This is a genomic window from Shigella sonnei, assembly GCF_002950395.1.
Taxonomy (GTDB): Bacteria; Pseudomonadota; Gammaproteobacteria; order Enterobacterales; family Enterobacteriaceae; genus ECMA0423.
The window spans coordinates 4,180,062-4,193,018 of record NZ_CP026802.1; the positions used below are offsets into that span (position 1 = coordinate 4,180,062).

Below are 12,957 nucleotides of genomic sequence, written 5' to 3' on the forward strand. Positions count from 1 at the left end.
TAATCCTGTGGTTTGCACTAGCTTTAAGTGGTTGAGATCACATTTCCTTGCTCATCCCCGCAACTCCTCCCTGCCTAATCCCCCGCAGGATGAGGAAGGTCAACATCGAGCCTGGCAAACTAGCGATAACGTTGTGTTGAAAATCTAAGAAAAGTGGAACTCCTATGTCACAACCTATTTTTAACGATAAGCAATTTCAGGAAGCGCTTTCACGTCAGTGGCAGCGTTATGGCTTAAATTCTGCGGCTGAAATGACTCCTCGCCAGTGGTGGCTAGCAGTGAGTGAAGCACTGGCCGAAATGCTGCGTGCTCAGCCATTCGCCAAGCCGGTGGCGAATCAGCGACATGTTAACTACATCTCAATGGAGTTTTTGATTGGTCGCCTGACGGGCAACAACCTGTTGAATCTCGGCTGGTATCAGGATGTACAGGATTCGTTGAAGGCTTATGACATCAATCTGACGGACCTGCTGGAAGAAGAGATCGACCCGGCGCTGGGTAACGGTGGTCTGGGACGTCTGGCGGCGTGCTTCCTCGACTCAATGGCAACTGTCGGTCAGTCTGCGACGGGTTACGGTCTGAACTATCAATATGGTTTGTTCCGCCAGTCTTTTGTCGATGGCAAACAGGTTGAAGCGCCGGATGACTGGCATCGCAGTAACTACCCGTGGTTCCGCCACAACGAAGCACTGGATGTGCAGGTAGGGATTGGCGGTAAAGTGACGAAAGACGGACGCTGGGAGCCGGAGTTTACCATTACCGGTCAAGCGTGGGATCTCCCCGTTGTCGGCTATCGTAATGGCGTGGCGCAGCCGCTGCGTCTGTGGCAGGCGACGCACGCGCATCCGTTTGATCTGACTAAATTTAACGACGGTGATTTCCTGCGTGCCGAACAGCAGGGCATCAATGCGGAAAAACTGACCAAAGTTCTCTATCCAAACGACAACCATACTGCCGGTAAAAAGCTGCGCTTGATGCAGCAGTACTTCCAGTGTGCCTGTTCGGTAGCGGATATTTTGCGTCGCCATCATCTGGTGGGGCGTAAACTGCACGAACTGGCGGATTACGAAGTTATTCAGCTGAACGATACCCACCCAACTATCGCGATTCCAGAACTGCTGCGCGTGCTGATCGATGAGCACCAGATGAGCTGGGATGACGCTTGGGCCATTACCAGCAAAACTTTCGCTTACACCAACCATACCCTGATGCCAGAAGCGCTGGAACGCTGGGATGTGAAACTGGTGAAAGGCTTACTGCCGCGCCATATGCAGATTATTAACGAAATTAATACTCGCTTTAAAACGCTGGTGGAGAAAACCTGGCCGGGCGATGAAAAAGTGTGGGCCAAACTGGCGGTGGTGCACGATAAACAAGTGCATATGGCGAACCTGTGTGTGGTTGGCGGTTTCGCGGTGAACGGTGTTGCGGCGCTGCACTCGGATCTGGTGGTGAAAGATCTGTTCCCGGAATATCACCAGCTATGGCCGAACAAATTCCATAACGTCACCAACGGTATTACCCCACGTCGCTGGATCAAACAGTGCAACCCTGCACTGGCGGCTCTGTTGGATAAATCACTGCAAAAAGAGTGGGCTAACGATCTCGATCAGCTGATCAATCTGGAAAAATTCGCTGATGATGCGAAATTCCGTCAGCAATATCGCGAGATCAAGCAGGCGAATAAAGTCCGTCTGGCGGAGTTTGTGAAAGTTCGTACCGGTATTGAGATCAATCCACAGGCGATTTTCGATATTCAGATCAAACGTCTGCATGAGTACAAACGCCAGCACCTGAATCTGCTGCATATTCTGGCGTTGTACAAAGAAATTCGTGAAAACCCGCAGGCTGATCGCGTACCGCGCGTCTTCCTCTTCGGCGCGAAAGCGGCACCGGGCTACTACCTGGCGAAGAATATTATCTTTGCGATCAACAAAGTGGCTGACGTGATCAACAACGATCCACTGGTTGGCGATAAGTTGAAGGTGGTGTTCCTGCCGGATTATTGCGTTTCGGCGGCGGAAAAACTGATCCCGGCGGCGGATATCTCCGAACAAATTTCGACTGCAGGTAAAGAAGCTTCCGGTACCGGCAATATGAAACTGGCGCTCAATGGTGCGCTTACTGTCGGTACGCTGGATGGTGCGAACGTTGAAATCGCCGAGAAAGTCGGTGAAGAAAATATCTTTATTTTTGGTCATACCGTGGAACAAGTGAAGGCAATTCTGGCCAAAGGCTACGACCCGGTGAAATGGCGGAAGAAAGATAAGGTGCTGGACGCAGTATTGAAAGAGCTGGAAAGCGGTAAATACAGCGACGGCGATAAGCATGCCTTCGACCAGATGCTGCACAGTATCGGCAAACAAGGCGGCGATCCGTATCTGGTGATGGCGGATTTCGCAGCCTATGTTGAGGCACAAAAGCAGGTGGATGTGCTGTACCGCGACCAGGAGGCCTGGACTCGCGCGGCGATCCTCAATACCGCCCGCTGCGGTATGTTTAGCTCGGATCGCTCTATTCGCGATTATCAGGCTCGTATCTGGCAGGCAAAACGCTAAGGAAGCTCGATGGAAAGCAAACGTCTGGATAATGCCGCGCTGGCGGCGGGGATTAGCCCCAATTACATCAATGCCCACGGTAAACCGCAGTCGATTAGCGCCGAAACCAAACGGCGTTTGCTTGACGCGATGCATCAACGTACCGCCACGAAAGTGGCGGTAACGCCAGTCCCGAATGTCATGGTTTATACCAGCGGCAAAAAAATGCCGATGGTGGTGGAGGGCAGCGGCGAATATAGCTGGCTGCTGACCACCGAAGAAGGAACACAGTACAAAGGCCATGTAACGGGGGCAAAGCGTTCAATCTACCGACGAAGCTGCCGGAAGGTTATCACACGCTGACACTCACCCAGGACGACCAGCGCGCGCATTGCCGGGTGATTGTCGCCCCGAAACGCTGTTACGAACCGCAGGCGTTGCTGAATAAACAAAAGCTGTGGGGTGCCTGCGTTCAGCTTTATACGCTGCGATCGGAAAAAAAACTGGGGTATTGGGGATTTTGGCGATCTCAAAGCGATGCTGGTGGATGTGGCAAAACGTGGCGGGTCGTTCATCGGCCTGAACCCGATTCATGCGCTCTATCCGGCAAATCCGGAGAGTGCCAGCCCATACAGCCCGTCTTCTCGCCGTTGGCTGAATGTGATTTATATCGACGTTAAAGCCGTCGAAGATTTCCATCTTAGCGAAGAGGCTCAGGCCTGGTGGCAGTTGCCGACCACGCAACAGACGCTGCAACAAGCGCGGGATGCCGACTGGGTCGATTACTCCACGGTTACCGCCCTAAAAATGACAGCATTACGAATGGCGTGGAAAGGTTTCGCGCAACGTGATGATGAGCAGATGGCCGCGTTTCGCCAGTTTGTTGCAGATCAAGGCGACAGCCTGTTCTGGCAGGCAGCCTTTGATGCGCTACATGCCCAGCAAGTGAAAGAGGACGAAATGCGCTGGGGCTGGCCTGCATGGCCAGAGATGTATCAGAACGTGGATTCACCAGAAGTGCGTCAGTTCTGCGAAGAACATCGTAATGACGTCGATTTTTATCTCTGGTTGCAGTGGCTGGCTTACAGCCAGTTTGCCGCCTGCTGGGAGATAAGCCAGGGCTATGAAATGCCGATTGGCTTGTATCGTGATCTGGCGGTTGGCGTAGCGGAAGGTGGGGCGGAAACCTGGTGTGACCGTGAACTATATTGCCTGAAAGCGTCGGTTGGCGCGCCGCCGGATATCCTCGGCCCGTTGGGGCAGAACTGGGGATTACCGCCAATGGACCCGCATATCATCACCGCGCGTGCCTATGAACCGTTTATCGAGCTGTTGCGTGCCAATATGCAAAACTGCGGCGCATTACGAATTGACCATGTGATGTCGATGCTGCGTTTGTGGTGGATACCGTATGGCGAGACGGCAGATCAGGGCGCGTATGTTCACTATCCGGTGGATGATCTGCTCTCGATTCTGGCACTCGAAAGTAAACGTCATCGCTGTATGGTGATTGGTGAAGATCTCGGTACCGTACCGGTAGAGATTGTCGGTAAGCTGCGCAGCAGCGGTGTGTACTCCTACAAAGTGCTCTATTTCGAAAACGACCACGAGAAGACGTTCCGTGCACCGAAAGCGTATCCGGAGCAGTCGATGGCGGTTGCGGCGACACATGACCTGCCTACGCTACGCGGTTACTGGGAGAGCGGGGATCTAACGCTGGGCAAAACCCTGGGGCTGTATCCGGATGAAGTGGTACTGCGCGGTCTGTATCAGGATCGCGAACTGGCGAAGCAAGGGCTGCTGGATGCACTGCATAAATATGGTTGTCTGCCAAAACGTGCCGGGCATAAGGCATCGTTGATGTCGATGACGCCGACGCTGAACCGTGGTTTGCAGCGCTACATTGCCGACAGTAACAGTGCTCTGTTAGGACTACAGCCGGAAGACTGGCTGGATATGGCCGAACCGGTGAATATTCCTGGCACCAGTTACCAGTATAAAAACTGGCGACGCAAGCTTTCCGCAACGCTTGAGTCGATGTTTGCCGATGATGGCGTGAACAAGTTGCTGAAGGATTTGGACAGACGGCGCAGAGCTGCAGCGAAGAAGAAGTAGAGTGCGGTTGATGCCGGATGCGATGCATCCGGCAGTCAGTGTTATCAAATCACCATATTCAGCAGCAGACAGCCTACCAGACCGCACACCGAGATAATGGTTTCCAGCATCGACCAGGATTTGATGGTCTCGCCGATAGTCAGGTTAAAGTACTCTTTGAACAGCCAGAAGCCCGGATCGTTCACATGAGAGAAAATCACACTACCGGAACCCACCGCAATAACCATCAGCTCTGGGCTAACACCCGTCGTTGCAATCAGCGGTGCCGCGATACCACCCGCAGTGATTGCCGCAACGGTTGCGGAACCCAGCGCGATACGCAGTACGGCAGCAATCGACCAGGCCATCAGCAGCGGAGAAATGTTGGTTTCGTGCATCATGGAAGCAATGTATTTGTCCACGCCGCTGTCTACCAGCACCTGCTTGAACGCACCGCCACCACCGATGATCAACAGCATCATCGCAATGATTTTGATGGAAGAAACCAGCGTGTCGTTAATCTGATCCATTGAACGACCACGGTTCAGACCAAAGGTGAACATCGCAATCAGCACGGCAATCAGCGTTGCCATTACCGGGTCACCGAGGAACTCCGCTACCGGCAGGAAAGCGTGACCTTTCGGCAGGATCATTTCGGCAATCGCACGCATCGCCATCAGCACAACCGGCACCAGAGAAGTCCAGACGCTGACGCCAAAGCTCGGCATCTCTTCTTCGCTGAAGGTTTTCGCGCTGTAGAGACCTTCCGGGATTGGCTTATCGATACCTTTCAACACGCGAGCGTAAACCGGACCGGCGAGAATCACGGTCGGGATTGCCAGAATAGTACCGTACAGCAGGGTTTTACCCATATCGGCATTGAAAATGGTGGCAATCGCAGTCGGGCCCGGATGCGGTGGCAGGAAGCCGTGGGTCACAGACAGTGCAGCCGCCATTGGTACACCAACATACAGCAGTGGAATATTCGCGGAAGCCGCGATGGTAAACACCAGCGGCAGCATCAGCACGAAGCCCACTTCATAGAACAGGGCAAAACCAACGGTAAAACCGGTTAACACCACCGCCCACTGGATGTGCTTTTTACCAAATTTGGCAATCAGCGTGGTGGCGATACGTTGTGCGCCACCGCAGTCTGCCAGCATTTTGCCCAGCATTGCGCCAAAACCCATGATCAGGGCAAGGCTACCGAGCGTCCCGCCGACACCGACTTTGATGGAGTCAATAACTTTATCCAGCGGCATTCCTTGCATTAATCCAACAGCAAGCGCCACGAGGACGAGAGCGATGAAGCCGTTCATTTTGAAGCGGATCATCAGGAGCAACAACAAGATTACACCGATAGCAACAATGACTAATGGCATGATTTACCTGGCCTTTCATTTGTTATGGGTAACGTCAATTTTCTGACGACAAACTCTAATTATCCCAATCGGGAACAGAGATATTGCGGCACCACGACTGATACCCACTAAAACTAATTATTGTAGTCAGATGTCAGGAGTATGTTTGGTACCCATGTGAATGATACGGGTAACATTTGGCGTTTGAGAATCACCAGAGCGGGGTAAATTTAAATTATGAGAGGTTGGTCATATTATCGCGGGGAAACGAAGGGAGGGATTTGCCAAAGCAATGCTGTGCCAACGTCTGGCACATGTTCAACGTAGGCCCGAAATGACGCTTTAGCGTCGCATCGGGCAATCTACAAAAGAGGGGATAACTTAGTAGTAGGAGTGTTCGCCGCGCTGGTGTTCGGTGAGATCGCGCACACCTTTCAGCTCCGGGAATTCGTTCAGCAGCTGCTTCTCGATCCCTTCTTTCAGCGTCACATCGACCATGGAACAACCGTTACAGCCGCCGCCAAATTGCAGAATGGCGTAACCGTCTTCGGTGATTTCCATCAGCGAAACGCGACCACCGTGACCAGCAAGCTGTGGGTTGATCTGCGACTGCAGCATATACTCCACGCGCTCCATCAGCGGTGCATCGTCTGCCACTTTACGCATTTTGGCGTTCGGGGCTTTCAGCGTTAACTGAGAACCCAACTGGTCGGTAACAAAGTCGATCTCTGCATCTTCCAGGTATGGTGCGCTTAACTCATCAACATACGCGGTCAGCAGGTCAAATTTCAGGGCAGTGTCGGTGGCTTCCACGGCATCCGGCGGACAATAAGAAACACCACATTCAGCGTTAGGCGTGCCAGGGTTAATCACAAATACGCGGATTTGTGTCCCTTCTTCCTGATTTGCCAGCAGTTTGGCAAAGTGCGCTTGTGCAGCATCGGAAATACGGATCATAGTAATGGCCTAATAGTTGACTATTTTAGTTGGTTATAATACGCCCATCATCGAGGCTCTACAAGGTTCGACAAAGGCACCAGACCTGGACAGTCGCCGCACCATTGCGTAAAAGCAACTGCGCAATCTCTGCGACGGTACTTCCGGTGGTAACGACATCATCCACAATCACCATATGGCGACCTTGCACGGGCAATTCAAGACGAAAGGCATTTTTCAGGTTGCGCTTGCGCAGCCGGGCACTGAGAAAATGCTGGGTCGCAGTGGCCCGTGTACGTGTGACGGCTTCGCTATCCCATTGGCAGTGCAACCAGCGTGATAACGGCTGACACAGCAAATCGCTCTGATTAAATCCCCGACGCCAGTGACGCCGCTGCCATAACGGAACGCTGATGATGCGATCCGGCAATTGCAACCCGGTGGTGCGACGAGCGTGTAAGACTTCCAATAGTAACAGACGTGACAGGGCGCTGGCGATTTCACTGCGCCGGGAAAATTTAAGCTGGTGGATGAGCAGACTTAACGGCGGCGCATAGTCGGCAACCGTGACCAGTCTTTGCCAGGGCGGCGGTTTTTGCAGGCAGCGACCGCAGGGAAGATGGGAGTGTGTGGCGGGTAATCCACATTGTGGGCATAACGTTTTATCTGTGCGGGTGGCGCGTGAACAGACCGAACAAATCCCCCAATGACCTAACGCCAGTGGCATTCGGCATAGCCAGCATAATCCCGGTACTGTTAGCATATGTTCATCCTTGTAAGTCAAAAGAGAACAATAGCGGATGAATAACATTTGGTGGCAGACCAAAGGTCAGGGGAATGTTCATCTTGTGCTGCTGCACGGATGGGGACTGAATGCCGAAGTGTGGCGTTGCATTGACGAGGAACTTAGCTCGCATTTTACGCTGCACCTTGTTGATCTGCCCGGCTTCGGGCGCAGCCAGGGATTTGGTGCGCTGTCACTTGCTGATATGGCCGAAGCCGTGCTGCAACAGGCACCTGATAAAGCCATTTGGTTAGGCTGGAGTCTGGGCGGGCTGGTGGCAAGCCAGATTGCGTTAACCCATCCCGAGCGTGTTCAGGCGCTGGTCACCGTGGCGTCGTCACCTTGTTTTAGTGCTCGTGACGATTGGCCGGGGATAAAACCGGACGTGCTGGCGGGATTTCAGCAGCAACTCAGTGATGATTTTCAGCGTACAGTGGAGCGGTTCCTGGCGTTACAAACCATGGGGACTGAAACGGCGCGCCAGGATGCGCGGGCGTTGAAGAAAACCGTTCTGGCGTTACCGATGCCGGAGGTTGACGTGCTTAATGGCGGGCTGGAAATCCTGAAAACGGTTGATCTCCGTCAGCCGCTGCAAAACGTGCCCATGCCGTTTTTGCGATTGTATGGCTATCTCGATGGTCTGGTGCCGCGCAAAGTGGTGCCGATGCTGGATAAACTCTGGCCTCGCAGCAAATCATATATCTTCGCCAAAGCGGCCCATGCGCCGTTTATTTCGCATCCGGTCGAGTTTTGTCACCTGCTGGTGGCGTTGAAGCAGAGGGTGTAGGCAACTTTTGAAATGGCGAGACAGAAATTTACTGGCTCGCCGCAGCCAACTCTTCTTCTGACACCCCGGTAAAGCGCATGATGTCCGCAAGAGGGACTCCGGATTCAAGCATTATTTTGGCTATATGCAGGGCTTTGGATTGTTCCCCCTCCTGCCGCAATCTTTCCGCAATTGTCATTAAACTCTCCTTGTGTTTCGGTGAACGTTCGGCAACGCCGTCGATAAAATCGTTAAAACGTACCGCGTCGCCGGTTTGCAGTATGTAATTAAACAGCCCTTTGATTTGTCTGTCATTAGCGTATCCACTACTTAATAAGCAGGCCATTTGCTCTACCAGCCCCATCAGGTCGCGGGTGATGCTGCCAACTTACTGATTTAGTGTATGATGGTGTTTTTGAGGTGCTCCAGTGGCTTCTGTTTCTATCAGCTGTCCCTCCTGTTCAGCTACTGACGGGGTGGTGCGTAACGGCAAAAGCACTGCCGGACATCAGCGCTATCTCTGCTCTCACTGCCGTAAAACATGGCAACTGCAGTTCACTTACACCGCTTCTCAACCCGGTACGCACCAGAAAATCATTGATATGGCCATGAATGGCGTTGGATGCCGGGCAACTGCACGCATTATGGGCGTTGGCCTCAACACGATTTTACGTCACTTAAAAAACTCAGGCCGCAGTCGGTAACCTCGCGCATACAGCCGGGCAGTGACGTCATCGTCTGCGCGGAAATGGACGAACAGTGGGGCTATGTCGGGGCTAAATCGCGCCAGCGCTGGCTGTTTTACGCGTATGACAGTCTCCGGAAGACGGTTGTTGCGCACGTATTCGGTGAACGCACTATGGCGACGCTGGGGCGTCTTATGAGCCTGCTGTCACCCTTTGACGTGGTGATATGGATGACGGATGGCTGGCCGCTGTATGAATCCCGCCTGAAGGGAAAGCTGCACGTAATCAGCAAGCGATATACGCAGCGAATTGAGCGGCATAACCTGAATCTGAGGCAGCACCTGGCACGGCTGGGACGGAAGTCGCTGTCGTTCTCAAAATCGGTGGAGCTGCATGACAAAGTCATCGGGCATTATCTGAACATAAAACACTATCAATAAGTTGGAGTCATTACCCAGGTCGCGTTGACGAATATGTTTTTGAATTAACTCCAGCAGCGCCATACGTCGGTGCTGCATGATTTCATCATCAGGCATGACGGTGACATCAATCAGCGGAAATGCGGAGGCATAAAGCTGCCTTGCCAGTTTGGGATCGGCGAAACAATCCAGCCAACACAGCGAATAGGGATAGGGGCTTTCAATACCGTGGTAAAACAACAATAGCACCACCATCGGCAACGTTTTGTATCCAGCATCAAGGTGATTTTGCATTGCGGCAATAGCGTAACGCATCATGCGAAATGCGATCAGTTTGTTTGAGGTGCTTTGATGTTCAATCAGACAATAGATGTATCCTGGTCCTTGTTCCGTTTTCACCGACCACAGCACATCGGAATAGCTTTCACGCAGATCGTCATCAATAAAGCTGCTCGACTCCAGCTTGAGGGTTTTCATATCACAAAGCGCGTGAATGGGTGCCGGTAAATGAAACGCAAGAAAATCACGAGCCGTGTCCGGTTGGCGTAAAAAGAGTTTGAACAGCGCATCGTGTGGGGTGGAACTCTGCTTTTTGCTCATGGCGTTCCTTCACCTGTTGTTTGAATGCCGCGACTCTACGCGCCACTCCACACCTGTGCATTAGCGAGTTTTCATCCCTGCGAGATGCTTTCAAAGGAACTTACGCCGTGCTGCAAGAGTTGCATTTTTATGGAAAGCCGCACGCAAAAAAGCCCGGATGCAGACGCATACCGGGCTTTCCAAAACAGGCGATGGAGTAAGGTTAACGCAGCGCCCACCACTCGCGCAGACAGGCTTTTCCTTCCGGGCAGCTTTTACAACTGCCAGAGAGGCAGCCGTCAGGTTCTTCCTGAATCCGCACGGCTTTGCCCATACTTTCCAGTTGTTGCAGCATGGCGTTAATCATTGGCTGCGGAGTGTTCAATGTCTGGCTTATCTGGGTCGCTTCCATACGGCCCCGTAACGCCAGCAAATCACGTACCTGAATAAGTGAAGCCATTAATGGCAATCACCGGTGGTGCTGGCTGCGCAGCAACTGCTTACCGACTTGCGGGTTGCCAGCAGTTCGATATCCACCCGGCTACGCGCGCGGCGCAGCAGACCGATAACTACGATGTTAAACAGGATTACCGCCAGAATGCACACCAGGCTGTAAGTTGGGTGCTGACTGTAGCTGGCGACCTGATAGAACAATGTTGCCAGTGAGTAAGCGATATTCAGCCCCCACAGGATGGAGAAGCCCATCCAGCCACGGCTTGATTCACGGGCGATGGCTCCCATCACCGAGATACATGGTACATACAGCAGGACGAAAATCAGGTAGCTGTATGCGGCAGCTGCGCTACCGAATTTCTGATCCATCACGCCCATCGCCCCGGTACCCATTTCACCGTCGCCTTTGCTAGCTTCAATGGGGTTCATCAGTACGCTAAGGCTGAAGGTGTCTTTCAGGCTCTGCCAGGTTTCATCTACCGCACTGAACAGCTCTTCACCGAGGTTGAATTCCGCCGGATTGAACTCTTCGTCCTGAATATTTTCTGCGGTGTAGAGGGTGTTGAGCGTACCCACCACCACTTCTTTTGCCATTGCGCCCGTAAACAGGCCAACCGTTGCCTGCCAGTTATCTTCATGTACGCCAATCGGCTTGAAGACAGGGGTTATCACCCGGCTGACGGACGCCAGCGCCGAGTCGTTGATGTTATCGACGATTTTCCCGCTCAACGAGAAGCTGTTGAAAGCGCTCAGGAAAATGCTGACGATGATAATCACTTTACCAGCACGCAGAACGAAGCCCTTCAGACGCTGCCAGGTCTGGATAATCAGGCTTTTAACGTGTGGTACATGGTAGACCGGCAGCTCCATGACAAACGGCGTCGCTTCACCGCGCATGATGGTGTACTTGAGCATCAGGCCAGTCAGCACCGCCATCACGATACCGAGCATATACAGCGAGAAAACCGCCAGGGCACCGTTCTGCCCGAAGAAGGCAGCCGCGAATACTGCGAAGATAGCCAGACGCGCGCCGCAGGACATAAACGGTGCCATCATGATGGTCATCAGACGTTCACGCGGTGCATCAAGCGTACGTGCGCCCATTACCGACGGTACGTTACAACCGAAACCGACGATCAGCGGCACAAAGGATTTCCCCGGCAAGCCCAGCGCCTGCATCAGGCGGTCCATCACAAACGCTGCACGCGCCATATAGCCGGAGTCCTCAAGGAAGGAGAGGAACAGGTACATCATGCCGATCTGCGGCACCAGTGGCAGCACGGTGTTAATACCGCCACCCAGGCCCTGGGCGAGGAAGATAGTCAGCCAGTCCGGGAAGTGGAGCGTGTAGCCAATCCATTGAATACCATGCACAAATAGCGCCACGGAGCCGACGTCAAACAGCGGCTGTAACGCCCCGCCGATGTTGATAGCCAGCAGGAACATCAGGTACATCACAAAGAGGAAAATCGGCAGACCGAGGAAACGGTTGAGCACGATTTTATCTACCGCAGTGGTGAAACGGCTGGGTTCTGCCGTCAGGGTGTTGCTTACCACATCACAGATGGCAGCTATGCACTGGTAACGCGCATCGGCAATGTGCAGCGCCGGATCATCCATTTCATTACGCAGACGGGCAAGGGCGGCATCCAGATGCTGCGACGCTTCACCGGCGTAGGCGCGGCTGTAGATATCGCCTTCCAGCATTTGCAGGCCCAGCCAGCGACGTTGTTTCAGCGGGATGTCGGAAGGCATCACTTTTGCCAGTGAATCTGCTTCGTTGAGTAGCGGCTGTGCGTAATGCACCAGTTCCACATTCTCGTTAGCTTTATAGCGATCAATCGCCAGCTTGAGCGCTTCAATACCGCGACCACGGGTTGAAACCAGCGGGATCACTGGGCAGCCAAGACGCGCCGACAGAGCATCAATTTCAATACGAATATTTTGCTTCTCGGCAATGTCGAGCATGTTCAGTGCCACGATGCAGGGAATGCCGAGTTCCAGCAGTTGTAGCGTCAGGTACAGGTTACGCTCAAGGTTAGACGCATCCACCACGTTAATCAGCAGGTCGGCGTCGCCACTCAAAATGTAGTGACAGGCGATTTGCTCATCGAGCGAGGTCTGCGATGAGATGGTGGTCAGAGAATAGGTGCCGGGCAGGTCCACCAGCGTGACCTGATGATCGGTGGTGGAGAATTGCCCTTCTTTACGTTCGACGGTAACGCCAGCCCAGTTACCTACACGCTGACGTGCGCTAGTGAGCTGGTTAAATAAGGTTGTCTTGCCAGAATTTGGATTACCAATTAAGCCAATGGTTAATTTTTTCATTGTTGTTATCACCG

General features: G+C 53.1%; 8 protein-coding genes and 3 pseudogenes. 4 read left to right on the top strand and 7 right to left on the bottom strand.

All coding sequences use genetic code 11. From position 1 onward, the window contains the following. The first annotated feature begins 164 nt into the window (after nucleotides 1-164). Both malP and malQ read left to right on the top strand, forming a co-directional pair. Complete coding sequence (gene malP / locus C1P89_RS21555; protein WP_000081917.1) at nucleotides 165-2,558, top strand: maltodextrin phosphorylase; 2,394 nt, start codon at nucleotides 165-167, stop codon at nucleotides 2,556-2,558. Between the two features lie 9 nt (nucleotides 2,559-2,567). Continuing rightward, a pseudogene (malQ, locus tag C1P89_RS21560) lies at nucleotides 2,568-4,652 on the top strand (4-alpha-glucanotransferase). Nucleotides 4,653-4,696: 44 nt separating this feature from the next. Here malQ and gntT read toward each other — a convergent pair. From gntT to gntX, 3 genes are all read right to left on the bottom strand, one after another. Next, on the bottom strand, nucleotides 4,697-6,013 hold the full coding sequence (gene gntT / locus C1P89_RS21565) for a gluconate transporter (protein WP_001131729.1): 1,317 nt from the start codon (nucleotides 6,011-6,013) through the stop codon (nucleotides 4,697-4,699). Between the two features lie 360 nt (nucleotides 6,014-6,373). Further along, on the bottom strand, nucleotides 6,374-6,949 hold the full coding sequence (gene nfuA, locus C1P89_RS21570) for a Fe-S biogenesis protein NfuA (protein ID WP_000619389.1): 576 nt from the start codon (nucleotides 6,947-6,949) through the stop codon (nucleotides 6,374-6,376). Nucleotides 6,950-7,007: 58 nt separating this feature from the next. Next, nucleotides 7,008-7,691 carry a DNA utilization protein GntX gene (gene gntX, locus C1P89_RS21575; RefSeq protein ID WP_001297265.1) on the bottom strand — a complete coding sequence of 228 codons (684 nt, stop codon included), beginning with the start codon at nucleotides 7,689-7,691 and terminating at the stop codon, nucleotides 7,008-7,010. A gap of 37 nt (nucleotides 7,692-7,728) precedes the next feature. Here gntX and bioH point away from each other — a divergent pair, with 37 nt between their 5' ends. Beyond that, nucleotides 7,729-8,499: a pimeloyl-ACP methyl ester esterase BioH gene (bioH, locus tag C1P89_RS21580; protein ID WP_001060056.1), complete on the top strand. Its 771-nt coding sequence runs from the start codon at nucleotides 7,729-7,731 to the stop codon at nucleotides 8,497-8,499. 28 nt (nucleotides 8,500-8,527) lie between these two features. Here bioH and C1P89_RS21585 read toward each other — a convergent pair. Further along, nucleotides 8,528-8,851, bottom strand: a pseudogene (locus C1P89_RS21585) (Rpn/YhgA-type helix-turn-helix domain-containing protein); the annotation flags it as partial. Nucleotides 8,852-8,906: 55 nt separating this feature from the next. Here C1P89_RS21585 and C1P89_RS21590 point away from each other — a divergent pair. Continuing rightward, a protein-coding gene (locus C1P89_RS21590; RefSeq protein WP_094096600.1) for an IS1-like element IS1A family transposase occupies nucleotides 8,907-9,604 on the top strand; the annotation gives its coding sequence in 2 pieces (ribosomal slippage) (nucleotides 8,907-9,156 and nucleotides 9,156-9,604; 699 coding nt in all). Between the two features lie 15 nt (nucleotides 9,605-9,619). Here the strand turns inward: C1P89_RS21590 and C1P89_RS21595 are convergent. The 3 genes and pseudogenes from C1P89_RS21595 to feoB form a co-directional block, all read right to left on the bottom strand. Beyond that, nucleotides 9,620-10,183: pseudogene (locus tag C1P89_RS21595) on the bottom strand (Rpn family recombination-promoting nuclease/putative transposase); the annotation flags it as partial. Nucleotides 10,184-10,385: 202 nt separating this feature from the next. Next, nucleotides 10,386-10,622 (bottom strand): [Fe-S]-dependent transcriptional repressor FeoC, encoded by a 237-nt coding sequence (feoC, locus tag C1P89_RS21600; protein WP_001295699.1) that lies wholly within the window; start codon nucleotides 10,620-10,622, stop codon nucleotides 10,386-10,388. Continuing rightward, nucleotides 10,622-12,943: a Fe(2+) transporter permease subunit FeoB gene (gene feoB, locus C1P89_RS21605; RefSeq protein WP_000737049.1), complete on the bottom strand. Its 2,322-nt coding sequence runs from the start codon at nucleotides 12,941-12,943 to the stop codon at nucleotides 10,622-10,624. Before feoB ends, feoC begins: the two co-directional genes overlap by 1 nt. Nucleotides 12,944-12,957: the final 14 nt, after the last annotated feature.

Bases quoted from the DNA above. Each gene is read 5' to 3' on its own strand.
- gntT (WP_001131729.1), bottom strand. From the start codon at position 6,013: ATGCCATTAGTCATTGTTGCTATCGGTGTAATCTTGTTGTTGCTCCTG.
- feoB (WP_000737049.1), bottom strand. From the start codon at position 12,943: ATGAAAAAATTAACCATTGGCTTAATTGGTAATCCAAATTCTGGCAAG.
- nfuA (WP_000619389.1), bottom strand. From the start codon at position 6,949: ATGATCCGTATTTCCGATGCTGCACAAGCGCACTTTGCCAAACTGCTG.
- feoC (WP_001295699.1), bottom strand. From the start codon at position 10,622: ATGGCTTCACTTATTCAGGTACGTGATTTGCTGGCGTTACGGGGCCGT.
- malP (WP_000081917.1), top strand. From the start codon at position 165: ATGTCACAACCTATTTTTAACGATAAGCAATTTCAGGAAGCGCTTTCA.
- bioH (WP_001060056.1), top strand. From the start codon at position 7,729: ATGAATAACATTTGGTGGCAGACCAAAGGTCAGGGGAATGTTCATCTT.
- gntX (WP_001297265.1), bottom strand. From the start codon at position 7,691: ATGCTAACAGTACCGGGATTATGCTGGCTATGCCGAATGCCACTGGCG.